At 26.9% G+C, this 26,766-nt stretch carries 16 protein-coding genes; 14 read left to right on the top strand and 2 right to left on the bottom strand.

All coding sequences use genetic code 11. The annotated features are described in order from the left end of the window. From IC214_RS15975 to IC214_RS15920, 12 genes are all read left to right on the top strand, one after another. The coding region (locus IC214_RS15975; RefSeq protein ID WP_227866805.1) for an N-acetylmuramoyl-L-alanine amidase at positions 1–719 on the top strand (719 nt) is incomplete at its 5' end. 246 nt (positions 720–965) lie between these two features. Then, positions 966–2,882: a hypothetical protein gene (locus IC214_RS15970; protein ID WP_227823611.1), complete on the top strand. Its 1,917-nt coding sequence runs from the start codon at positions 966–968 to the stop codon at positions 2,880–2,882. Continuing rightward, on the top strand, positions 2,875–5,094 hold the full coding sequence (locus tag IC214_RS15965; RefSeq protein ID WP_227831271.1) for an ATP-dependent helicase: 2,220 nt from the start codon (positions 2,875–2,877) through the stop codon (positions 5,092–5,094). Before IC214_RS15970 ends, IC214_RS15965 begins: the two co-directional genes overlap by 8 nt. Before the next feature lie 145 nt (positions 5,095–5,239). Beyond that, positions 5,240–6,070 (top strand): PD-(D/E)XK nuclease family protein, encoded by an 831-nt coding sequence (locus tag IC214_RS15960; protein WP_227863363.1) that lies wholly within the window; start codon positions 5,240–5,242, stop codon positions 6,068–6,070. After that, complete coding sequence (gene addB, locus IC214_RS15955; RefSeq protein ID WP_227866804.1) at positions 6,060–9,527, top strand: helicase-exonuclease AddAB subunit AddB; 3,468 nt, start codon at positions 6,060–6,062, stop codon at positions 9,525–9,527. The genes IC214_RS15960 and addB overlap by 11 nt, the downstream gene beginning before the upstream one ends. After that, entirely contained in the window at positions 9,527–13,354 is a 3,828-nt protein-coding gene (gene addA, locus IC214_RS15950) for a helicase-exonuclease AddAB subunit AddA (protein ID WP_227863365.1), read from the top strand. The genes addB and addA overlap by 1 nt, the downstream gene beginning before the upstream one ends. Positions 13,355–13,400: 46 nt before the next feature. Continuing rightward, complete coding sequence (locus IC214_RS15945) at positions 13,401–14,612, top strand: exonuclease SbcCD subunit D (protein WP_227434005.1); 1,212 nt, start codon at positions 13,401–13,403, stop codon at positions 14,610–14,612. Further along, complete coding sequence (locus IC214_RS15940; protein WP_227863366.1) at positions 14,599–18,126, top strand: AAA family ATPase; 3,528 nt, start codon at positions 14,599–14,601, stop codon at positions 18,124–18,126. The genes IC214_RS15945 and IC214_RS15940 overlap by 14 nt, the downstream gene beginning before the upstream one ends. Positions 18,127–18,258: 132 nt before the next feature. Further along, on the top strand, positions 18,259–19,512 hold the full coding sequence (locus IC214_RS15935; protein WP_227482158.1) for an HlyC/CorC family transporter: 1,254 nt from the start codon (positions 18,259–18,261) through the stop codon (positions 19,510–19,512). A 150-nt stretch (positions 19,513–19,662) separates the two neighbouring features. After that, the gene (gene ytvI, locus IC214_RS15930) at positions 19,663–20,715 is read left to right on the top strand and encodes a sporulation integral membrane protein YtvI (protein WP_227434008.1); all 1,053 of its coding nucleotides are present in this window, start codon (positions 19,663–19,665) and stop codon (positions 20,713–20,715) included. An 88-nt stretch (positions 20,716–20,803) separates the two neighbouring features. After that, positions 20,804–22,030: a peptidase T gene (gene pepT / locus IC214_RS15925; RefSeq protein ID WP_227434009.1), complete on the top strand. Its 1,227-nt coding sequence runs from the start codon at positions 20,804–20,806 to the stop codon at positions 22,028–22,030. Positions 22,031–22,239: 209 nt separating this feature from the next. Continuing rightward, positions 22,240–23,292, top strand: coding sequence for a cell wall-binding repeat-containing protein (locus IC214_RS15920; RefSeq protein ID WP_227482159.1), 1,053 nt, complete (start codon positions 22,240–22,242; stop codon positions 23,290–23,292). Between the two features lie 372 nt (positions 23,293–23,664). Here the strand turns inward: IC214_RS15920 and yfcE are convergent, their stop codons facing one another. Together yfcE and IC214_RS15910 are read right to left on the bottom strand one after the other, a co-directional pair. Next, on the bottom strand, positions 23,665–24,231 hold the full coding sequence (gene yfcE, locus IC214_RS15915) for a phosphodiesterase (RefSeq protein ID WP_227434011.1): 567 nt from the start codon (positions 24,229–24,231) through the stop codon (positions 23,665–23,667). A 23-nt stretch (positions 24,232–24,254) separates the two neighbouring features. Further along, positions 24,255–25,055 (bottom strand): NAD(+)/NADH kinase, encoded by an 801-nt coding sequence (locus IC214_RS15910; protein ID WP_227434012.1) that lies wholly within the window; start codon positions 25,053–25,055, stop codon positions 24,255–24,257. A gap of 136 nt (positions 25,056–25,191) precedes the next feature. Here IC214_RS15910 and IC214_RS15905 point away from each other — a divergent pair, with 136 nt between their 5' ends. Both IC214_RS15905 and IC214_RS15900 read left to right on the top strand, forming a co-directional pair. Next, complete coding sequence (locus IC214_RS15905) at positions 25,192–26,052, top strand: ABC transporter ATP-binding protein (RefSeq protein WP_227434013.1); 861 nt, start codon at positions 25,192–25,194, stop codon at positions 26,050–26,052. Further along, positions 26,052–26,747: an ABC-2 transporter permease gene (locus IC214_RS15900; RefSeq protein WP_227434014.1), complete on the top strand. Its 696-nt coding sequence runs from the start codon at positions 26,052–26,054 to the stop codon at positions 26,745–26,747. The genes IC214_RS15905 and IC214_RS15900 overlap by 1 nt, the downstream gene beginning before the upstream one ends. The last annotated feature ends 19 nt before the right edge of the window (positions 26,748–26,766 follow it).

Genomic DNA, 26,766 nt, shown 5'->3' with positions numbered 1-26,766 from the left:
TATCTGCATATCATAAGGATAATTTAGAAGCTAAATCTGCTAATAAAGTGTATAAGATAGGAGGCGGATTAACTTCTAAGGTAATGAATTCTATAGCATCATCATTATCTAAGCATAATACAACACCGACAGACCCAGGAGCTAGTAATGGAGCAAAGACAGTTATGATTGACCCAGGACATGGTGGTTCAGCACCTGGAAATTCATTTGGAGGAATGATTGAAAAAGATTACAATTTAAATACTTCACTTGCAACTACTGAATATTTACGTTCAAAAGGAATAAATGTAATTATGACTAGAGATACAGATAAGACTTTATCACTTGGAAGTAGAACTGCTTTATCTAACTCACTTAAACCAGACTTATTTACAAGTATACATTACAATGGTGATAATAATAGAAAAGGTCATGGAGTAGAAGTGTTTTACAAGCTTAAAGATAAAAATGGAGGAACTTCTAAGACTGTGGCTACAAACATATTAAATCGAATTTTAGAGAAATTTAAACTTACAAATAGAGGTATAAAAACAAGAGTACTTACTAGTGACCCTACAAAAGATTATTTATACGTTTTAAGAACCAATGACATGCCAGCTGTACTTGTAGAATGTGCGTTTTTGGATAATGAGAGTGATATGAAGTTAATAAATTCACCTGCAAAAGTAAAAGAAATGGGCACACAAATAGCTAAAGGAATAGAAGAATCATTAAAGTAATTAAAAATAGAGTGATTAAAGTTTAATATAAATTTATGATTGTGAGTTTATATTAAAGCTATAATTTGAAGTATGGGTGTGTAAATATATAAAGACTATATATACATTGTTGCATATACAAATGCATAACAGTGTATATATGGTCTTTTTTGTAGTTAAATGCAATAATTTGATTGTATTTTGAAAAATGCACAATATGATATAATTAGATAATATACACTTAATTTAATTAAGGAAGGTGATTATGTGGAATATTTATTAAAAAAAAGCAGTCTAAAAAAAGATGAAAATGAATCCTTAGGTAAATATAAGGAATTATTGAATAGAACTGAAAATAACTCAAGAAGTATTATTTTATTAGTACCAAATAACAATACTAGAATAAGATATGAGAGGTCATTAGAATTAGATTATAGTGAAGAATTAAAAATAACAACATATATAGGATTTGTAAAAAAAGAATTATTAAAATATTGGGCACTTATAATAGAGAAATGTGAAGGAATAAATAAAAAATCTATATCTCCAACATTTATATCAAATAGTTTAAGTGAATATTTAATAATTAAAAAAGTTAAGGAAAAAAGAGTGAAAGAAGGATATTTCGAAGATATCACAGGAACGAATAGATCAATCGCAAAAAGTATAATTACAAATATAAGTAAGTCCGCATTTAATTTAATTGACTTTGATTTTATTGGAGAAAAAATATATTCATCAAAGAAAAATAGAAATAGTATATATAGATTTTCATATACTCAGATGGATGAAATTATATCATATTATATAAATACACTGCTTTCAAATTCAATGTTAGATAATGCACTGAGTGTATATCTATATAATAATTACCTTCTTAATGATGAGTTTTATTTAAAAAATTTACTTAAAGAATTGAGATATATAGTAGTTGATAGTCTTGAAAATTCAAGTAATGCAGAAGTAGATTTTATTGAAAAGGTGTCAAGCAATGCATTAGAAAGCTATATATTCTTTGATTTTAGTAAAGATTATTCTGTATTTAATAATATTGACATGGGTTATATAAATGAAAAGATAATATCTAAAATTAAATTTAAAGAAGAAATTAACTTTGAAAAAAGTAATATAAAAATAGAAGATTTATATTTATTACCCTCAAGTATAGAATTAAATCAATCAAGTCAACTATATAATGAAATGTTAGATTTAGTGAGCGAAAAGGTTGTAACACTTATAGAAAGTGGAGTATCTCCAAAAGATATAGCAATTATATCACCTATAAACAATACAATATTGGAGTATCAAATTAGAGATTCTTTGAAAGAAAAAAATATAGATGTTTTTAACACTAAAAAAGATAAAAAAGCTATAGATTACCCATATGGAAATGCTTTAGTGGTTGCAACTTGCATATTTTATGGATATTTAGACTTTATAAAAGATGAAGAATATATAAGTTTTTTAGAGACTCTTTTAGACATAAACAGAATAAAAGCATTTAAGATTTTTAAAGAAACAAGGTATTTAGAAGTTGATAAAATAGGAGGATATAATCAATATCGTGATATTTTACAGTATATTGAAGAAAAAAAGAAAAGTGATATAAAAATACATGAATTTTTAATTCAATTTTATATAGATAAAATGTTAAATTTAAAAGATGGTAAAAAGAATGTTGGTCTATGTAAACAGATAATAACTGAAAGTGAATCATTTAGTGAAAGTGCAAACCTACTTGGATTGAAAGAAGAAAAGATTTTTATAGAAGCTTTAAAGACGACAATAAATGATTATTATTCTGTTATTGATATAGAAGAGTTAAAAAGCAAAGATAAAATAGTAATAACAACTCCTTATTCATATATATCATCAAATATAGATAGAAGTGTCCAGATATTGGTAGATATAGGAAGTAATTCTTGGAATATGAAAATAGAAAAAGATATAAGTAATTTAATTGTACTTAGAAAATCTTTTGAAGAGAAAAAAATTTATACAAATGAAATGGAAGAGTACTACAAGAAATATTATCTATATAATACAATATATAATTTATTGTTGAGTGCAAAGAAAGTTTATGCATATAAGAGTGAATACACAATTAATGGTTATATTCAAGAAAGTATGCTATATAGTATACTTTTGAAACTCTCACATAAAGGAGATAAAATTTATGATTAATATAAACTATAGAGAAGACCAAATACCAATAATAAATTATGAGGATGGAACTATGGCAGTTCCAGCAGTTCCTGGGGCTGGCAAGACATTTATAATAACCAATTTAGTAGCTAAACTACTCCTTGAACAGAAACATAAAGGTGGTAAAATATTAGTTCTTACATATATGAATAGTGCTGTAAATAATTTTAAAGGTAGAATAAAAAAAATACTTGAAGAAAACAAAATAGACGATATTAACTCATATGAAGTAATGACTATACATAGTCTAGCTGTAAAAATAATAAAGGAAAAACCCGAAATAGTAATGCTAAGTGAAGATTTTAATATAGCTGATGATTTACAAAAAAGTATTATATTAAATGAATGTATAAATAAATTTAGATTTGATGGAGGAGAAAGAGCATTTAGATGGTTTCTAAAGGAGCAAAAAGATGAGAGATGGAAAGAGATAACTCTTGAAGCTTGGGAGAGAGGTTTTTTTGAATTTGTAGGAAATGCTATAAGTGAACTTAAATACAAGGGAATTTCTCCAGATAAGCTTGAAGAGATACTATCAAGAGGGCACAAAGGCATGCTTAAAGTGATTTTGCCAATATACAAATTGTATGATAGAAAATTAAAGCAAAATGGCTTACTAGATTATGATGATATATTAATTCTAGCAGAAAAAACCTTATGCTTAGATGAAGGACTTAGAAAAAAATTCCAAACTAGATATAAATATATTTTTGAAGATGAATGTCAAGATTCAAATGAAATACAAGGGAATATAATAAAAATTATATCAAGTGAAAATAATAATTTAGTTAGAGTGGGAGATATAAATCAGAGTATAACAGGTACATTTTCATCATCAGACCCTAGGTTTTTTAAAGAATTTATAAAAAATGCAAAGTGTTGTTATAGGATGGATATGTCAAATAGAAGTTCAAAAGATATACTAGATTTAGCAAATTCACTTGTAGAATATGTCACAAAAGAATTTAAACAAGAGGAATGCAGATATGCTCTTGAGGATATGCAAATAAAAACTGTTCCAACTGGAGTTGGATATAAAGAAAACCCTAAGCCAGAGCATTATAATATAAATGTAAAATGGTATAATAGTTGGAAAAATGAAATAGAACAAACTGCTAAATATGTTAAAGGTATAAAAAAGAAATATCCAGATAAGAGTATAGGAATACTAGTTCCATTTAATGAACAAGTTACACAAGTTGCTAAGGAACTTAGAGAGTATAGTCTAACCTTTGAAGAATTGGGTCCAAATTCTTTAAGTAAAAGAAAGGTTATAAATAGCATAGCTTCTATTATAGATTTTATGCTAAACTGCGATGATATAGAAAAGTTAATAATCGTACTTGATAAGGTTTTTATAAATACAGACAATGAGATAGAAGAAAAGAATTTTTTAGACAGATTAAAAAAATATACAACAGAAGAAATTATATATGATTTGAAATTTAATAAAGATAAATTTGAATCACTAGAAATTAATGAAGAAAGCGATATATATACAAGTTTTAAATATGGTATAGATATTATAAAACAGATATTAGAATACCCAATAATAAGGTTAGACCTGCTGATACTGTTCATTGGTAAAAAGCTCAACTTAGAAAAAGAGGATAAAGCAGTATTAGATTATATATCTTTTTATATAAAGTATTTAGTTTCGGAAAATATATATATGGACTTAGAAGATGTTTACAATGTTCTATTTGATGTTAAAAATAAGGTGTTTAATCACATAATAGATGTAGTTTATGAGATAAATGGATATGAGCCAGAACCTGGTAGCATAACACTATGTAATTATCATAAATCAAAGGGGATGGAATGGGATTGTGTGTTTTTATTAGGTCTTGTTGAATATAATTTCCCTGACAATATTACTCAGAAATTTCAGAGTGATAAATGGTACTTAAAAGAAAAATACAAAAATCCAATGGCTATTATTAAGTCAGAAATTGAAGCTATATTAAAAGGTAGTATTTCAACTGATTACGCTTATCAAACTAAAATTGATTCTATAAATGAGAAGATTAGACTTTTATATGTAGGAATCACTAGGGCAAAGGAGATGTTAGTACTTTCAGGGAGTGCTTATAGAGATGAAAATGATATAGGTAATAAAAGAAAAGAACAGAATCCTTGTGTTTATTTAAGAAGGTTGAATCAATATATTATTGAGAAAAGGTCAAATTAACATATAGATGAGTTAAGTTGATATATTATTGAAAGAAATATAAGTTAATATATGATGAGTTTAGCTTATATACTGTTAAAAGAATGCCAAATTAATATATAATAAATAGTTATTAAAAAATAAAGTTAAGAGAGAAGTGATATGATTGAATGATAAATTAAAATATTTTTCTTATAGTCAAAATTCAATTAACACATATAAATCGTGCCCACTAAAATTTAAATATAAGTATATTGATAAAATAAATTGGAAAAATGATGATATAGGTAGTAGAGAATATTATGATAGTTTAAAAACTGGAAGAGACTTTCATTTAATTTGTGAAAGATACTTTAGTAATATACCACTTGGAATCTATTTTAATGAAGATGATAAAAATAGTAAAAGATTTTCAAAATGGATTGAGAATATAAAAAAAATTGTTCCTATCGAAAAAGAAAAAATGTATTTACCAGAATATGAAGTAAGGATGAATTTAAATGGGGACATATTACAAGCAAAGTATGATTTAATTGTAGTTGGAAAAGGCAATATAGAGATATGGGACTGGAAAACTGAGTCTAAAAAGATTAACTATAAAAATGTGGAAAGTAGGATTCAAACAATAGTTTATATGTTTTTGGCAAAAGAAGTTATACCAAAAGTTTTAAAAATAGAAGTAAATGTTAAAGATATAAGTATGAAATATTACCAACCTGAATTTGATGATTTGCCAATTAATATCTCATATGATGAAGAAAAACATGAAGCAAATAGAAATAAGATTCAAAACTATATAAACATGATAAAAAGTACTAATTATGAAGAACATACATACGAATACAATCTATACAATGATATAGAAAAGGTATATAATAAAGAAGAACGTATGTGCTATAGAAATAAAAGTCATTGTAAGTATTGTGAGTTTAATAAATTATGCAATGACAAAGAAATAGATTATAGTATTTTGGAGGCGGAAATTTATGGGACTTAGGTTTATATTAGGTAGATGTGGAAGTGGAAAATCTACATATATATTAGATGAAATTAAAAAAGAATCTCAAAAAAATGAAATGACATCTGTTATACTTTTAGTTCCAGAACAGTATACATTTGAAGCTGAAAATAGAGTAAGCAAACTATTTTTAGGAAGAGAAAAGGACAAGTACTTAAGAGTTAGAGTGCTTAGTTTTAAAACACTGAGTAACATAGTTTTTTCTCAAACAGGAGGATTAACAGATGTAAATATAAATTCTAGTGGAAAAGCAATGATGGTGTATCGAGCGATAGAAGATGTAAGTGAAGAGTTAAATGTATTTTCAAAATCAAAGTCGCAATCTGGTTTTGTAAGTTCAATTACAGATATGATATCAGAAATGAAACAGTACAATATAAGTCCTGGAATGTTAGAAAATATATCTGGAGAATTAGAAAATGAGACATTAAGTTTAAAGTTAAAAGATATAAGTAAGATATATAATTCTTTTGAAGGAAAATTACATGAAAATTATATAGATGCTCAAGATATGTTGACTTCATTATCAGGCAAAATAGAATTGAGTAACTATTTAGAAGGAGCTTATGTTTATATAGATGAGTTTACAGGTTTTACACCAAATCAATACAATGTTATAAAAAGTATATTAAATAAAGCTAAAGATGTTAATATATCTTTGACTGTAGATAATGTTAATTATATTGGATATAGCAAAGCAGATGTATTTTCTAGAACTAAGTTTACTTATTCAAAATTAACTCAATTATGTAATGAAGAAGGAGTAAAAATATTACCACAAGTAAATTTAAATACAGGCACTATAAAAAGATTTGAAGGAATTCAAGAGTTACAACATTTAGAAAAGTTTTATAATGCTTATCCATATAAAACATATATAAATCCAACTAAAAATATAAAAATAAAAGAATTTAATAATCTATATTCAGAGGTAGAAGAAATAGCTAAAGAAATTGTACATTTGGTTAGAGACAAAAATGTTAGATATAGAGATATAACTCTTGCTACAAGAGACTTAAATAGATATGATTTTTTGGTACATTCTATATTTAATGAGTATAACATACCTAACTTTATAGATAAAAAGAGAGAAGCAAAAAGTAATCCAATAGTTATATTAATTATTTCGGCTCTAGAAATGAAAAACAGACGATATGGATATGAAACTATGTTTAGGTATTTAAAGAGTGGTCTTATAGGAATTGATAATGATGATATAAATTTACTAGAAAATTATGTACTAGCCAATGGGATTAAAGGTAAGAAATGGTTTGATGAAAAGTGGGATTATAGAATAACACAAAGTCTTATTAATGAAGAAAGTGAATTTGAGGTAGAATTAAAAGATAAAATAAATAAAATAAAAAATAGAGTATTAGAGCCAATAATAAATTTACAAGAAAAATTAAAGGGAAAAAACAGAGTAAAAGAAATTTGCAAGTATATATATGAGTTTTTACTAGATATAAATATGCCAGAAACTATAGAGAGTTTAATAGTAAATTTTAAGGATAAAGGAGAACTCGATGTTGCTAATCAGTATTCACAAGTTTGGGATATAGTAGTAGATGTTTTAGACCAAATGGTGGAACTTATGGGTGAAGAAATAATATCCTTAGAAAAATTTATAAAATTAATAACTCTTGGTTTTGATGAGTATGAGTTAGGGCTAGTTCCTCCTAGTATAGACCAAGTACTTGTAAGTAGTGTGGACAGAATGAAAAATCCAAATACAAAATACTTATACTTAATAGGAACTACAGATGGTGTATTTCCTTTAATTACAAAAGATAGTGGAATATTAAGTGATAATGATAGGGAGAGTCTTGGAAATAAAGGTATTGAAGTTGACATAGATAGTAAAACTAGAAGTTTTGAAGAACAATTTTTAGTATATAAAGCCCTTACTTCAACATCTGAAAATCTAATTATAACATATCCTATATCTGACCATGAGGGTAAGACACTTAGACCTTCAATAATTATATCAAGATTGAAGAAAATATTCCCAAATGTAGAAAATAAAAGTTATTTGATAGAAGAAGATAAAAGAACTAATGAAGATATACTTAAAAAAATAACTGTAAAATCACCTACATTTAACAAGCTTATAAGTGTAATAAAAAACTACGATAGTGATGAGTATAGCAAAGAAGAAATGAATAGTATCTGGTTAGATATATATAGATACTATCTAAAGGATGAACTATATAGTTCTATAACAAAAAAAGTTATAAAAGGTCTTAGTTATACCAATCAAGTTCATAGGATTGAAGAGAAAAAAATAAGGTCATTATATAAAAGTAATTCTCTTAGTGTGTCTAGGCTTGAAAAATATGCAGAGTGTCCATTTGCTTATTTTATACAATATGGCCTTAAAGCCAGAAAGCGTAAAGAGTATTCATTTACACCACCAGATTTAGGAACCTTTGTTCATAATATTTTAGATAGATTTTCAAAAGAACTATCACAAGATAATTTATTGTGGAAAGATATTGATGAAGAATATATAGAATTAAAGGTAGGTATTATAGTTGATGAAATAATCTCAAAGATACCAGGATATATATTAAATAGTTCTGAAAGATATAAATATCTTGCGTATAGATTGAAGAATATGCTTACAACAGCTATAAATATAATTAGCCAACAGATAAAACAAGGTTCATTTGAACCTGTAGATTATGAAGTTAAATTTGGTAAAGACGGTAAATACCCTCCTATAAAAATAGTTTTGAATAATGGAGAAGAAGTAAATTTAATCGGTCAAATAGATAGAGTAGATGAGTTTGAAGAAGGTGAAAACAAATATATAAGAATAGTAGATTATAAATCAGGTAATAAAGCTATAAGTTTAACAGAGATATACTATGGTCTACAATTACAATTACTTGTATATCTTGATGCAATCCTTGAAAGTGTAAAAGAAGAAGATATAAATTTAAATCCAGCAGCAATATTATATTGTAGAATAAATAACCCAATAGCAAAGTTTAATGAAGATAAAGATGACGCTGAAATTCAAGAAGCAATATTAAAAGAGCTTAGAATGAAAGGGCTTGTGGTAAAAGATTCTCATATAATAAAAGAGATGGATAAGTCATTGATAGATGGAAAAAGAAAAAATTCATTAGTAATACCAGTAGGTCTTACAAAGGATGGAAATGTAGGTAAAAGCACATCTACAGTAAGTTATGAAGATTTTAGGTTACTTAGAAAATATGTAAAACATGCGATAAAGGATTTATGTGAAGAAATGTTGAGTGGTGAAATAAAGATATCTCCATATAAACATAAAGAGGGAACATCATGTGATTTTTGTGATTATTCAGCTATATGTCAATTTGATTCAACTATGAAAGATAATAAATATAAAATTTTAAATAATAAGAGCAATGAAGAGATAATAAAAATGATGGAAGGAGATGTTGATTGATGAGTTCTCCTAAATGGACAAAAGAGCAAACAGAAGTTATAGAAAGTAGAGACTGTAACTTACTTGTTGCAGCTGCTGCTGGGTCGGGAAAAACAGCAGTACTGGTTGAACGTATAATTCAAATGATAACAAGTAGAGAAAATCCAATTGATATAGATAAATTATTAGTAGTTACATTTACTAATGCGGCTGCATCAGAAATGAGAGAGAGAATAGGTGATGCTATAGGAAAAGCATTAGATGAAAATCCAGAAAATAAACATTTACAAAATCAACTTGTCTTATTAAATAAGTCAAGTATTACAACAATACACTCATTTTGTTTAGATGTTATAAAATCAAACTTCCATAGAATAAACCTAGACCCTAATTTTAGAATAGGAGACCAAACTGAATGCGCTATTTTGAAACAAGAGGCAATAGAAGAAGTATTTGAAAAATTATATGAAGAAAGAGAAGAGGGTTTTTTAAATTTAGTTGAAAGTTATGCAGAAAGAGGCGGAGATAAAGAGGTTCAGGATATTATTTTAGGAATATATTCATTTGCAATGGCTTCTCCTGAGCCTAAAAAATGGCTTGTTGATTCAGCAGAGAGATTTAACATTGATGAGGACTTTGATTTTTCAGAATCTATTTGGGCTAGAGCTATATTAGACACTGTAAAAATAGAAATTGATGGAATTTGCTCAAATATGGAAAAGGCCTTAAAAGAAGTTAAGTCAATAGAAGAGCTAGAAACTTTTACAGAGAAGCTTTCGATTGAGTATAAGAGAGTGGTCGATATTTCAGAAGCATGTAATAAATCATGGAATGAGGCACATAAGAAGATGTCAAGTATGTCTTTTGAAAACTATGTAAAAGGTATAAAAAGGATACCAAAAGATGCTCCTTCATATATAAAAGAATCAAAAGAAAAAGCAAAAGTAATAAGAGATAAAATTAAAAAATCTTTAGAAAGTATAATAAATGCTACATTTAATAAAGATAGCGAATCTATTAAAGACGAAATTAAATATCTTTATAATATAGTTAAACCAATATCCAATATTGTTCTAAGATTTGAAGAAGAATACAGCAATAAAAAAAGTGAAAAAGGAATAATAGATTTTAATGATATAGAGCATTTTGCCTTAAATATACTTACGAATATAGATGAGAACGGAAATATCGTACCTTCTGATATAGCTATGGGGTATAGAGATAATTTCTATGAAATATTTATAGATGAATATCAAGATAGCAATCTTGTACAAGAAGTACTGCTCAAAACTGTAGCAAACATAGATACTCCAAATAGATTTATGGTTGGTGACGTAAAGCAGAGTATCTATAGATTTAGACAAGCAAAACCAGAGTTGTTTTTACAAAAGTACAATAGCTATAAAGATGAAAAAGGAAGTTCTCACAGAAAAATAATGCTTTATAAAAACTTTAGAAGTAGAGAAGAAGTTGTAGACTCTGTAAATTATATATTTGAAAATATAATGAATGAGAATATAGGAGAGATTGAATATACAGAAAAAGAAAGACTTAATTTGGGTGCAGATTTTAAATCAGATTTAGATGAGAACTCTATTGTTGGCGGAGCAACAGAAATACACCTTATACAAAAAAATACTAAACCTAGTAATGATATTATAAATAATAAAGATAATAATGTTAATAATGAAGAAAATGAAGTAGAAGAAGATGAAGAACTAGACAATATACAACTTGAAGCTAGAATGGTTGGAAAGATTATTAAGGATTTAATGAGAGCCAATGAAGATGGAAAGATTCAAAAAGTCTATGATAAAGGAATTGATGCCTATAGACCTGTGGAATTTAAGGATATAGTGATTCTTTTAAGAGCTACATCTGCATGGGCACCTGTGTTTGCAGATGAGTTGATGAATATGGATATACCTACTTATGCTGATGTTGGAGTTGGATATTTTGATACAATTGAAATAAAAACAATACTATCATTACTTCAGATAATAGATAATCCAATGCAAGATATACCACTTATAGCTGTGTTAAAGTCACCTATATTTGGATTTACACCAGAAGATTTAATTGATATTAGAATTCAAAATAAAGATAAAACTTTTTATGAAGTTTTAGAAAGTACATCAGAGTATGATGAATTTACAGAATCACAGAATGAAAATAAGTCGGATTTTGTACCAAGTGAAGAATGTATAAATAAAAGCAAAGACTTTCTGATTAAACTAAAAGAATTCAAAGAAAAATCAATGTACATGAGTACAGATGAATTTATATGGTATTTATATACAAAAACTGGATACTATGCTTATGTTGGAGCATTACCAGGTGGAAGTCAAAGACAAGCCAACTTGAAAGTACTTTTTGAGAGAGCAAAACAATTTGAAGAGACTAGCTTTAAGGGAATATTCAACTTTGTAAATTTTATAGAGAAATTAAAAAAATCTAGCTCTGATATGGGGAGTGCAAAAACACTTGGAGAAAATGCAAATGTTGTTAGAATAATGAGTATCCATAAGAGTAAAGGTCTAGAATTTCCAATAGTTATATGCTCTGCTATGGGAAAAAATTTCAATACTCAAGATTTTAAAAAGAGTATTTTATATCATCATAACTTAGGATATGGACCTCAGTTTGTGGATTATGAGAGACGAATTTCTTTTCCAAGTATAGCTAAAGAAGCACTAAAAAGCAAAATAAATATAGAAAATTTATCAGAAGAGATGAGAGTCTTATATGTTGCATTTACGAGGGCAAAAGAGAAACTGATTATAACAGGCTCTACTAGAAATGTACAAGATAGCATGAAAAAATGGTCCAATGGAATTGAAAATTTAGATACAATATCACAATATGAAATACTAAAAAGTAAGAATTTCTTAGATTGGATAATGCCTTGTGTATTAAAACATAAAGATTTATCTAATTTATTGGAAGATATGGGATTAGATGTACCATTTAATGTTGAACATAATTCAAAATGGTATGGAAAGTTATGGAATAAGGATGATATTTTAATACAAAAGAAAAATGATGAAGAAAAAGAAAGTATTGAAAAAATTCTTGAAAAAATAGATGTAGATGAGCCTGATAGCGATTATTATGCTGAAATAGAAGAAAAGTTAGACTATATATATCCATATGAATTTAGTACAAAAAAACCTGCTAGTATATCAGTTACAGAAATAAAAAAGATACAAAATAATTATGAAGAAGAGTTGATAAATACTATATTCGAACAAAAAATAACCTTAAAAAAACCTCTATTTATTCAAAATGATGAAGAAAAAGAAAAAATAAATGGAGCAGAAAGAGGTACAATAATTCACTTAGTTATGGAAGTTTTAGATTTAAAGAAGGTAAACAACATAAGTGATATAAAGATGCAAATAAAAAGTTTTATTTCAAAGGGTATAATAACAGAAAAGCAAGCTAGTATAGTAAATCCTTATAAAATATATAAATTTTTTACATCTAATATAGGAAAAAGGATGTTAAATGCTGAACTTATAAATAGAGAAAAGTCAATTTATGCACAAGTAAATATGAAAGATATATATCTTTATGAAGAATTGATAAAAAATGATGATAAGAAAATTTATGACAAAGAAAGTGTCATGTTAAGAGGTATAGTTGATGCTTATTTTGAAGAAGATAATCAGATAGTTTTAGTAGATTATAAAACAGATTTTGTAAATGAAGAAAATATAAATCAGATAATAGAGAAATATAAGAGACAATTAGATTTATATGCAGATGTTATTGAAACTTTAACTGGAAAATCAGTAAAAGAAAAATGTATATATTTATTTGGAATTGATGAGGCTGTTTGTTATTAATTATTTTGATATAAATTAGACATAAATATAAATGGGGAGGGAAAAAATGAGATTCATTCATACATCAGATTGGCATTTAGGGAAATACCTAGAAGGCCACTCTAGAATTGAAGAGCAGGCAAAATTTTGTGAGGACTTCATACAAATAGTAGAATCAAATGAAGTTGATATGGTAATAATTGCTGGTGATATATATGATAATTCTAATCCACCAGCTCAAGCAGAAAAACTGTTTTATAGAACTGTTTCAAGACTTGCTAATAATGGACAAAGATGTGTAATAATAATTTCTGGGAATCATGATAATCCAGAGAGACTTTCTGCAATAACACCTTTAGCACATGAACAGGGTATACTTATATTTGGTTATCCATCAAGTTCTACAGAAAGAGCTAAGTATGAAAAGTTTGAAATAATAGAGGCTGTACAAGGATGCACAACACTAAATATAAATGGAGAAAGTATTGTAATTGCTACATTACCTTATCCAAGTGAAAAAAGATTAAATGAGGTTTTTTCAAGTGAAGATGATTTGGAAAAGCAAAAGACTTACTCTGAAAAAGTAGGTGATATATTTAGAAGTTTAGGAGAAAATTTTAGAAGCGATACTATAAATATAGCAGTATCACATATATTTGTAATAGGTGGAGAGAGTACAGAATCAGAGAGACCAATACAACTAGGGGGAAGCTTTCTGGTTGAAAAAAAAGACTTACCAGAAAAAGCTCAATATACTGCATTAGGACATTTGCACAAACAACAAAAAGCTTCTGAACGTTTAAATGCATATTATTCTGGTTCTCCGCTTCAATACAGCAAAGATGAAAGAGCATATACTAAAGGTGCGTATATAGTGGATATAAAAGCAGGAGAAAAACCAAATATCGAGGAAATTTATTTTAATAATTACAAGCCAATAGAAGTATTTAAATGTAATGGTATAGATGAAGCTTTAGATATATGTGAGAAAAATCAAGGTAGAGATATTTGGTCATACTTTGAAATAAATACTGATGAGATAATATCTCAAAGTGAAATTAAAAAAATGAAAGAATTATTAAAAGACATAATAGAGATAAAACCGATAATAACATCTTGTTATGAACAAGAAAGTGTAGATATAAAAGAAAAGTCTATGGCAGAATTATTCAAAGAATTTTATTCCTTTAGTAGAGGAGTAGAACCAAAAGGAGAACTTATGGATTTATTTCTAGATATAATAAGTGAAGAAGGTGAATCAACAGATGAGACCAATTAGATTAGAACTGACTGGACTTAATAGTTATATTGATAAACAAGTTATAGACTTTGAAAAGCTAATTGAAAGAGGTTTGTTTGGAATATTTGGGACTACTGGAAGTGGGAAATCTACAATTTTAGATGCCATAACCATTGCTATGTATGGAAATATATCTAGAAATACAAAAGAATATATAAACAGTGTATGTGACAAAGCAATTATATCATATGAATTTGAGATAGGAAGCAAAAATACAAGAAGAAGATACATTGTAGATAGAACTATTGTAAGAAGTAAAACAGGAACAAAAACTTCTGGCGCTAGATTAGTAGAGGTGTTAAATGATAATACAAAAAATGTTTTGGCTGATAAAGTTGTTGAAGTAAATGAAAAAGTGGCTCAAGTTGTAGGACTAACATCAAACGATTTTACGAGGTCAGTAGTTTTACCACAAGACAAATTCAATGAGTTTTTGAGATTATCACGTGCAGATAGAAGAGACATGTTAGAGAGAATTTTCAATCTTGAAAAGTATGGAAGAAGTCTTGGAGATAAGGTAAAAAAGAGAAAAAATTTACATTTGCAAAAGTTAAAAGACTTGAAATCAAAATTAAGTCAATACGATGGAATTACAGAAGAAGTGTATAATAATATCAATCAAGAACTAATAGAGTTAAAAAAACTAGAAAAAGATAAAAATAAAACTTTAGATTTAGCTCAAAAATCTTATGAAGAGAGTAAAGTAATATATGAGGAACAATTGAAACTAGAGAAAAATGAACTTAGAAAAAATGAACTTAATCTAAAAAGCAATGAGATAAAAGAAAAAACTAATCTTGTAGAAAATGATAATAATGCAAGAAGAGTGGACCCATATATAGGCACAGTTCAAAATTTAGAAAAAAGAATAAAAGAGGACAGTTTCACAGTAGATAATTTAGATAAAAAATTAGTAATTTTAAATCAAGAACTTGAAGTTACAAAGCATAGATATGAAAAAATAAGTCGAATTAAAAATGAAGAAGTTCCTAAGTTAAGTGAGGAAAAAATAAAGTTACAACAAGCAATAAAACTAGAAGAAGAATTAGTTTTACTAGATAAGGAATTAAAAGAATTAAAAGAAAATGGCCTTGATTTAAGTAAAAACAAAATGGAATTAGAAAAACTAAAAAAAGATTCTGAATCTAGAAAAGAAGCAGTTATTAAGTCTGTAAAAGAAGTTGAAGGAAAAATAGATAAAGTAAATATAAGTGCAGAATTAAAACAAAAAATATTTTTAGCATATGAATATGAGAAAGATTATAATAAAGTACTAGAAGAGAAAACTCAAAAAATAAATAAGCTAGGAGAAATATCTAAGGATACAGAAGATATAAATTTAAAAGTTAGATATATTGATAGAGATAAAAATGATATCAACCATAACCTAGAAAGTTTGTCTCTTCATTTAGATGTTCTTCTTAAGAAATGTCCTGGTAAAAGTGAAGATTTGCTTTTAAAATCTGAATATGTAACTGAATTAAGAAATAAGGCAAATAATACCAAAGAAAATGAAAGTAAGAAAAATAATATACAAGATGAATTAAAGGTAGTTTTAGAAAAGAAATTTAATATTGAGAGAGAGCTAAGTCTAGTAAATGAAAAGCTTGAGAATAATAGAAAAAATAGAGAAGACCTTGAGAAAGAGTTGGAAGAACTGAAATACTTGAATTTGGCTTCTGAACTTAGACGTGAATTAAAAGAAAATGTGCCATGCCCAGTTTGTGCTTCAAAGCACCATGAAAATCATAATATAACTAATTATGATGAAAATATAGTTTTTGTCAAAGACAAATTGGATAAATTGGAAAAAGAAAAAGTAAGCATAAGACACAATATTGAAGAATTAAATTCTAAAGTAAGTGGTTATGTGTCTGTAGAAAAAATGAAAACTAAAGAATTGGAAGATGTAAAAGGAAAGCTTGGGGAAATTCCATCAAGTCAATTATTTAAAAGACTTGATGATGAACAAAGAAAATTAGCTGTACTTAAGTCTAATATTCAAGAGTGGGAAAAAGAGAAGGAAAGCACCGAAAATAAAATAACATTGGCAAAAGAAGAAAAAAATAGAATTGAAAAAGAAGAATTAAAGATAAATGAAAGTCTGAATAACTATAAGAAATTAATAAAAGACTTAAATATCGAAATTGAAAACCTGGAACATAAATGTAAGAAATTAAAACAAGAGTATTTAGGATTAAAAACAATTACTAAAGTTTCAAATCTATCATCAAAAGTAGAAGAAATAAGAGAAAATGAAAAAAAATTAGAATTATTAAATACTGGATATTCAAACTTATTAAAAAACAGAGATTTATTAGATATTAAAATAAGAGAACAAGAAAGTAAGTTACATGAAATAGAATTAGAGTTAATAAAAGCTAGAGAGTTATATGTAGAAAAAAAAGTGCATAGAGACAGTAAGTATAAAGAAGTAATTAACATAACAAAAGGTGATTTAGCTGAAAATCTTTTACATAGTGTTGAAGAACGTATATGCAAGATACTAGAACAAGAAGAGTCTAGTAAAGTAAAGCTAGAAGAACAAAGGTCAGAATATGAAAAAAATCTTGCTGAAAAGCACAATATAGATGGAAGACTTAAAACTGCTAAAGAACAATATAAAGAACAAAAAATAATATTAAATAAACTGCTAGCAGAAAATAAGTTTGAAAGTATATACGCAGTAAAAAGAGCGTTATTAGAAAGTGAAGAAGTAAAAAAATTGATTGAAGAAATATTAGAATATGAAGAAGAACAAAAGTTATTATCATTTAAAATAAAATCATCAAAAGAAAAATTAAATGGAAGAATTATTAAAAAAGAATACTTTGAACAATTAAAAGATAATATTTATAATATGAAAGTAGAAATAGGAAATATATCCAAAGACATTGGAGCTAATCAAAATAGGTTGCTAACATTAAAAGATTCTTTAGATAAGATAAATGATTTTAATAAGGAACTTAGATTGGTTGAACATAAAGTAGATTTGTTAGAAGAATTAGATAAATGTATACAAGGAAATAAATTTGTAGAATATGTCTCTACAAATCAACTAAAGTATATAGCTTTAGAAGCATCAAAAAGACTAGAAGGAATAACTAAAGGAAGATATGCACTTGAAATTGACTCAACACTCAATTTTGTAATGAGAGATAATTTTAATGGAGGAGAAAGAAGAAGTATTGATACTCTATCTGGAGGAGAGACATTTTTAACTTCACTATCATTAGCACTTGCTCTTTCATCTCAAATACAATTAAAAGGAAGTGCACCGCTTGAATTCTTCTTCTTAGATGAAGGATTTGGTTCATTGGACAGTGAACTTTTGGAGATTGTTATAGAATCATTGGAAAGATTGCATAGTAATAATCTAAGTGTGGGTATAATAAGTCATGTCGAAGAACTTAAAAATAGGGTTCCTGTTAAGTTATTGGTTTCATCAAGTGAAGCTGGTGTAGGTTCAAAAGTAAAAATTGAATACAGTTAGAAACAATATGTTAATTGAATATATTATCTAACATTTCCAAAAAATATATAATTGTGATATAATTAAAACTAATATTAAATTTATTTATAATTAATGTCAATATAAAAAAACAAGTAAGTAGGAGTGTGGTAAGTGTTGGAATCGCCCAATAGTTTGGTCCAGATTATAATTTTAGTAGTATTACTTATGGGGTCTGCATTTTTCTCAGCATCAGAGACAGCTTTAATGTCTTTAAGTAAAATCAGAATAAGATATATGCAAGATGAAGGAGTCAAAGGAGCTAAGTTAGTAAGTTCATTAATAGAAAGCCCAAATAAACTTTTAAGTTCTATATTAGTTGGAAATAATGTTGTAAATATAGCAGCAACATCCATATCAACGTCACTGTTTATAGGGTTGATGGGAGAAAAAGGAGTAGCAATTGCTACAGCTGTTATGACAGTACTAGTGTTAATATTTGGTGAAATTACTCCAAAGACTATAGCAGCAAGTAACTCAGAAAAGGTTTCTCTTTTGGTATCTAAGCCTATAAGAGTAATTATATTTGTATTAAGACCAGTAGTATGGGTATTTAATATAATTACGAATGTTATATTTAAATTGTTTGGTATAACACATAAAGGAGCCAAGTCATTTATAACTGAAGAGGAATTAAAAACTATGGTAAATGTAAGCCATGAAGAAGGCGTCCTTGAAATGGAAGAAAGAGAAATCATAAATAATGTATTTGAATTTGGAGATATGCAAGCTAAAAATGCAATGATACAGAGAATAGATATGGTAGCTATAGATATGGAAGATAGTTACGATGAAATCATACAAGTATTTAAAGAAGAAAAACTAAGTAGAATGCCTGTATATGAAGAAACTGTAGATGATATTATAGGAATACTTAATATAAAAGATATTATATTTTTATCAGATGAGGAAATAGAGTCATTTGATATTAAAAATTATATGAGAGAACCATTTTTCACATATGAGTTTAAAAAGATAACACAGCTTCTTGAAGAGATGAAACTTGAAAAAAGTCAAATGGCTATAGTCGTAGATGAATATGGTGGGACATCTGGGCTTTTGACTATAGAAGATTTAGTAGAAGTAATTGTTGGTGATATAGAAGATGAATATGATGAAGAAGAAGATGAAATACAAGTTATAAAAGAAGATGAGTATATTGTAGATGGAAGTACTAAAATTGGTGATGTCAATGAACTTATAGGTGTAAACTTAGAATCTGAAGAATTTGATTCTATAGGTGGGTTTATAATTGGACATTTAAGCAGACTGCCAGAAGAAAATGAAGTAATTGAAGTTGATAATATAAGATTTTGTATAGAAAGTATAGAAAAAAACAGAATAAAAAAAATAAGAATATATACATGATGTAATAATGTTCTTAAATTTATTATAAGTGCATTGAATGTAGAATTTAAATTCTATATTTAATGCACTTATTTTTATTTTATATTCAAATAAAACTAGTATTAAATGGACAAAATAGAAATATAAATTAGAAGGAAGGAGATTTTTAAGATGAATATATTAGAAAATGATTTTTTATACAAATTAAAAAATAACACTATCTTTTTTTGTATATACACATTGTTGTTTATTTTTATTTATAAAGCGTTTCCATACATAGCTCCATTTTTTTTAGGTGGAATAATAGCTCTTATGATTAATCCTATATCCCAAAAATTAGAAAATAAGTTTAGCATCAATAAGGGTGTATCTACATTAGTTTTGAGTTTTCTTGCAGTAGCAGTAGTAAGTACAGTTACTACAATAATAGCAATAAATTCAGTGAAAGAATTAATGAGATTCCTAAATAATATATCTGCTAACCCTGAAGATATAAGCAATACAATTATGTATTTTTTAAATAAAGTAAATAACTATATGAAATCATTTCAAGAAATAGCTAACTTTGATATAGAACAATTAGTAAGTAAGTTTAGTAATGAAGTAATGCATATTACAAAAAATCTCCTTACAAGTATAATTGGACTGGCTACTTCTATTCCATATATTATAATATTTATAATTACTTTGTTTATTGCTACATATTTTATAGCAAAAGATTTAGATAAAATTGAAAATAATTTTTATAATATGTTTACTAGTGATGTAAGAAAAAAGGTAAAGAATGTAAAGAAGGAAGCAGGTCTTTCTCTTGTAGGGTATATAAGAGCTTATACAATACTTATGGCTATAACTTTTTTTACTATATGGGGAAGTTTTGCTATATTTGGATTGAAATATGGTCTTATAGTAGCTTTTGTAGGAGCTTTAATGGACTTAATTCCATTTTTAGGAATAATAACAATATACCTTCCAATAATCGTGTACTATTTTCTTATAAAAAATTATTTTATAGCTGTAAGTATGACTATAATATTTTTTGTTTTGTCTCTGATAAGAGAAATACTTGAACCTAAATTAGTATCAGTAAATGTTGGGTTAAATCCATTAGCAACACTGGCTGCAATTTTTATTGGAATTCAGGTAAAGGGAATAATAGGAGTAATTTTTTGTTTGGGTTTGGTATGTATGCATGATATACTTAAGAAGGTGGATATCTTTTAACTATAAATAATTAATATATTTTTGTAGTAAAATTTTATTCACTAATAAATAAAAATTCCATTAATATTGTAAGAAAGAAGGTATATGCATGAAGCAAAAAGTAGTAGAAAGATTTTTAAAGTATGTATCATTTGATACAACATCGAATTCTCAATGTGAAAATTGTCCATCTTCAGAAGGTCAAAGAGTTTTAGCTGAATATATAGTTGAAGAGTTAAAATCAATTGGTATTGATGAAGTAAGTTTAGATGAAAACAGTTATGTAATGGCTACTTTAAAAGGAAATGTTGAAGGTGTAGATACTATAGGGTTTATATCACACTTGGATACAATTGAAGATATAAGTGGAAAAGATATTAAACCAAGAATAATAAAAAATTATGATGGAAAAGATATAGTTTTAAATGAAGAATTAAATGTTGTTACCTATATAAAAGATTCTCCAGAATTAGTAGAATTTAAAGGAGATGATTTAATAGTTACTGATGGAACAACTTTGCTTGGTTCTGATGATAAAGCTGGAATAGCCGAAATAGTAACTGCAATAGAATACTTAATCAATCATCCTGAAATTAAGCATGGAGATATAAAAATAGGATTTACACCTGATGAGGAAATTGGAAGAGGTGCAAATCTATTTGATGTTAAAAAATTTGGAGCAAAATATGCATATACTTTAGACGGAGGAGTAGTTGGAGAACTTGAATGTGAAAACTTCAATGCAGCAAATGCAACTATTACTATACATGGTAGAAACGTTCATCCAGGTTCAGCTAAGAATAAAATGGTCAATGCTATACATATAGCAGCTGAAATATCAGAAATGTTCCCAGCGGATGAAAGACCAGAAACAACAGAAGGTTATGAAGGCTTTTGGCATCTAAATACTATAAATGGAAATGTTGAAACTGTAAGCATGGCTTATATTATTAGAGACCATTGTAGAGAAAAATTTGAACAAAGAAAATCTATATTGATAGAAAATATAGAAAAAATAAATAAGAAATATGATAATAGAGTGGAACTAGACTTAAAAGATTCTTATTATAATATGAAAGAAAAGATTGAGCCAGTTATGTTCATCGTTGATATAGCCAAAGAGGCAATGGAAGAAGTAGGCATAAAGCCACGTTTAGTTCCTGTAAGAGGTGGTACTGATGGTGCAAGACTATCATTTGAAGGACTACCTTGTCCAAATATATTTACGGGAGGATTAAACTTCCATGGTAAAAATGAATGTATTCCAGTTAGTTCTATGGAGAAAGCTACTAAATTAATTATAAGAATAGCTGAAAAATATGCTGAAAGAGTTTAGTTAAAAAGTATTCAAAAATTAAGAGTTTAAAGTTATAATAGCTATATCATTCTTTATGAAACAAATGGATTATAAGTTTGTTTTGTATTTAAGATGATGTAGCTATTTTATAATTATCTTGATAAAAGGTAATTATATTTACTTTGGGGTATAAATAAGTATTGCAGAGTGTCTATAAGTATTAATATTTTAAATAAGGGGGAATTATATTGAAAATTAAATCTAAAAAAATAATGGTATTTGCACTTGTATTAGGGCTTGTAATGCCTAGCTGTGTATATGCAGATACAACTAGCAAGAATCAAAATTCGCAGGAAAATATGAATAGCTATATTCAAAACAGAAAATCTCCAAAGGGAGAAAAGTTAATTGGGGAAGATAGATTTGATACAGCTATAAAAATATCTCAAAGTGGATGGAATAATGGCTCAGAGAGGGTTTTTCTAGTAAATTCAAATTCATTACCAGATGCACTAGCTTCAACTCCTTTGGCAAGCAAATTGGATGCTCCAATACTACTTACTAATAAAAATAATGTACCAGAAAATGTAGCAGATGAGATAACAAGACTTAATCCTGAAGAAATTATTTTAATTGGAAGTGAAGGAGCAATTTCATCAAATGTAAAAAAATATCTTGAAGATACAGGTGTTTTAGTAAGCAGAATTGGAGGAGCAGATAGAGAAGAAACTTCTTTGCTTCTTACTAAACAATTGGATGATACAGGAGATTTAGGCGTTTCAAAAATAGCAGTAGTTAATGGCTATAATGGTCTAGCAGATGCAACTTCTATATCAAGTCCAGCTGCAAGTGATAATATGGCTATAATATATGCAAGTAAAGATAGTATACGAAGTGAGGCTAAAAGTTTTATAACACAAAATTCAAATGAGACATACATAATAGGTGGAGAATATAATATAAGCAAAAAACTTGAGGGACAACTAGTAAATTCAGAAAGACTAGCTGGAACAGATAGAAAAGACACAAATGCTAAAGTTTTAGAAAAATTTTATGGAAAATTAAGTAAGGTTAGTAATATGTATTTTGCAAAGGATGGAAGTGGTAGAGAAGCTGATTTAGTTGATGGGCTTGCTGCTGGAGTATTGGCAGCAAAAACAAAATCGCCTGTCATTCTTGCAAGTGGAAGTTTAAGTAATGGGCAACAAAGTTTTATAAAGAAAGTAAAAGCAAATAAGTTTGTACAAGTTGGTGGAGGAAAAAATAGTAATCCTTATACAGAAGCATTAGGATTACAGTAGTTTTATCAATTAGCAATATTATATAATAGAGACAAGTAAACTAAGTTATGTTTAATTAGAAGTTTGAATTAATGTATTTGAAATTCTAATTAAGTTGCAAATAGCCTAGTTTACTTGTTTTTGTGCAAATATACACTTTATAATATTGTAGGTTATACAGATGAAGTTATTTAAAACATAATTAGTAGAAATTTTGTGATACTTTACAATATCGTATGTTGTTATACAGTTTTCTGATGATATAGAATAGAAAAGACACTTTAGTGTAAAGTGTCTTTTTATAATATATTTTACTTTTGTAATTAAATTTACTCTATATGTTTTAAGTATTAGCCTTTAACGTTTTTAATACATTCTTATGGAATACTACATTTAGTTAATATTGATTATATTTCCAGTATTAATATCGATTAAATTGATATCAAGTTCAAGTTCATCTTCATCATCAGTTTTTATAATATCTATAATTGCTACAGAATGGCTTCCATCTTTGGGGATAGAAGTACTTCCAGGGTTTATAACTATTAAATTGTCATCCATATATAGTTTCTTTACATGAGTATGTCCTAAAACTAATATGTCAGCACCCATTTTCTTTGATTTATCAATAATTTCTTCTTCTGTTTCTGTATAACCATGATTTAATATAATCCTAATTTCTCCAAATTGGCTCATGACATAAGGACTTTGAATAGGATGTTCTATTACCATCTGGTCGACATCTGCATCACAGTTACCTTTAACAATTATAATATTTTCTAATTTGTTTAATACTTCAATAAATTTTTTAGGGTTATATCCTTCTGGAATATCATTTCTAGGACCATGATATAATACATCTCCTCCATGTAAAAGAATATCACAATCAGATAATACATTTAATGCTTTTTCAAAGTAAAGTAAACTACCATGAGTATCACTCATTATTCCTATTTTCATATTAAAATCCTCCTAAGTGCAGTCTATAAAAATTTTTCAGATACTCTATGCCAAAATTCGTAATTTGACATCCTAAGTAATTTTATTTTTGCATCAGACATGCTAACTTTTATATTTTCAATTTGTCTAAATCTGTGTTCAACACCATCAACAACAATCAATAATGAATCTTCAAATCTGTATTCTGGTGCAATTTTTATAACAGATTCATTTGAACATATTATACTTGATGTAAAACATCTATATGCATTAGTGTTTATTGGATGTAAAGGTGTAATCTGCATAAGTTCAAGTTTTATATCAACAATACTACCACCAGCAGAATAGTTGTAGGCGGTTGAACCTGTGGAAGTAGAAATAATCATACCATCTCCACTAAAATTTTGTATATGTTTATCATCAAGGCTTAGATTAAGATGTATAGTTCTAGACTTGTCTCCTCTTATAACAACTTCATTTACAGCAAGCATGTTAGAGCCGCTAGTAGTTGTATATACTTCAGCATTAAGAAGTGACATTTCTTGAATAATATAATCCTTTTTTATATAAGCTTCAATAAAGCTATCAATCTTATCTGGTAAAATATCAGGAAAAAATCCCAGATGTCCCGTATTTATACCCATTATGGGAATTTCAGGAAAATCGAAATCTCTAACTGTTCTTAAAAAAGAGCCATCACCGCCAATTGATATAATAAGTTCTGTATCTGGATAAATATCTGAATACACCTCAAAGCCAGCGTTGACAAGTTTTCTAGTTAAGAGTTCTTTAGTCTCAAGGGACTTATTTAATTGGTTTGCATTTATAGTTATAATTCTTTTCATATATTCACCTCTTCATACTTTGTATTATAACATAGTTTTATAACTCTTAATTTATAAATTTATAAATGACCTAGCTTGTTGTGAATGTGTTAAAATATGTATAGGGGGTATAAAAAATTACATAAGAGGTGAAGACGTGTTTAAGGTAAAAAATATCACAAAAAAATTAGGTAAATTTAAATTAAATAATATAAACTTGGAATTAAAAGAAGGAGAGATTATTGGAGTTATAGGACCAAATGGTTCTGGAAAGACAACTTTAATAAAAATTATAATGGGGATTATTGATGCTGATGAAGGTGAAATTGAACTTTGTAATGAAACAATTGACAACTCTCCAGTAAGTTTTAAAAACAATATTGGTTTTGTATATGATTCTTTACAATTTTATCCGCATTTGAAGGTGAAAGAGTTTAGAAGAATAGTATCTTTATTTTATAGTAATTTTGATAGAGAAAGATTTGATGAATATCTTGAAAAATTTGAAATAGAAGAAAATATACATATTAAGAATTTATCCAAAGGACAATCTGAGAAGCTTATGCTAGCAAATGCACTTAGCCATAATGCAAAACTACTTATTTTGGATGAACCAACCGCTGGAATAGACCCAATTGTAAGAAAAGAAATAATGCAGTATCTAAAAGATTTTGTGAAAAATGGGAGTAGTAGTGTAATAATTTCAACTCACAATACTGATAATTTAATTAGGATTGCGGATTATCTTATTTTTGTAAATAAAGGAAATCAAATTTTTACAATAAAGAAAGATATGATAGAGCAGGAATATAAAATAATTAGGGCAAATAAAGCAGAATTAGACGAAATTAAAGAAAATATAGTGGGTGTAAAAGAGTATAAATATTATAGTGAAGCACTACTAAAAGTTGGAGATAGCTTAAAAGTAAAAAGCTTATTGATAGAAATTGATAAACATAAAGTTAAAAATCCTACTATAGAAGAACTAATGTATTATTATGTAAATGAGGTGAAATAATGTTCAATTTGATAAGAAAAGATTTAATAGTAGGAGTTAGTTCAGATGGGATTCGTAATTTGAAGTACATATTGCTATTTTTTATTTTTTATTTTTTCCTTAATTCAATTTCGTATTATACTGTAAGTGTTGTCATAAGTTATTTGATTTTTGTAAATACATTTGAATGTGATTATGAAAGTGATTCAAGAATATTTATAAGAAGTATGCCAGTTAGTATTGAAGATATAGTGTATTCAAAGTATTTATTAGGTGTGGGATTAATAATTTTTATAACAACAATTGCATCTTTAATAAGTAAATTGACATCATTAGTGTTTTTTAGAAGCATGGTTTTAAATGATGTGTTCTTTTCTATAAATATATTTTTAGCAATTTTATCAATAGTACTTCCTTTATTTTTTAAATTTGGATATGGCAAAATGAAAATTTGTGGATTAATAATAAGTATTTTAGTTTATTTTGTATATGGGAGTATTTTAAGAATGGTTAGTATGATAGTATATCAAGTAAAGCATGTTAATTATAGTAAGGTAGGAGGCGTATACCTTTCAAATTATATTACTGATATGACTAATACTAGATATATAAATCTATATAGTATTACATTTTTGACTATAATGATTTTTATAATATCTATGTATTTTTCTATTAAGATTTCAAAAAAAAATAAGTTTAATTATAAAAGTTTTTAATTAATATTATAGCGTAAAA

This window comes from Clostridioides sp. ES-S-0190-01, assembly GCF_020658275.1.
Classification (GTDB): domain Bacteria; phylum Bacillota; class Clostridia; order Peptostreptococcales; family Peptostreptococcaceae; genus Clostridioides.
This window is presented reverse-complemented; position numbering and strand designations above follow the sequence as displayed.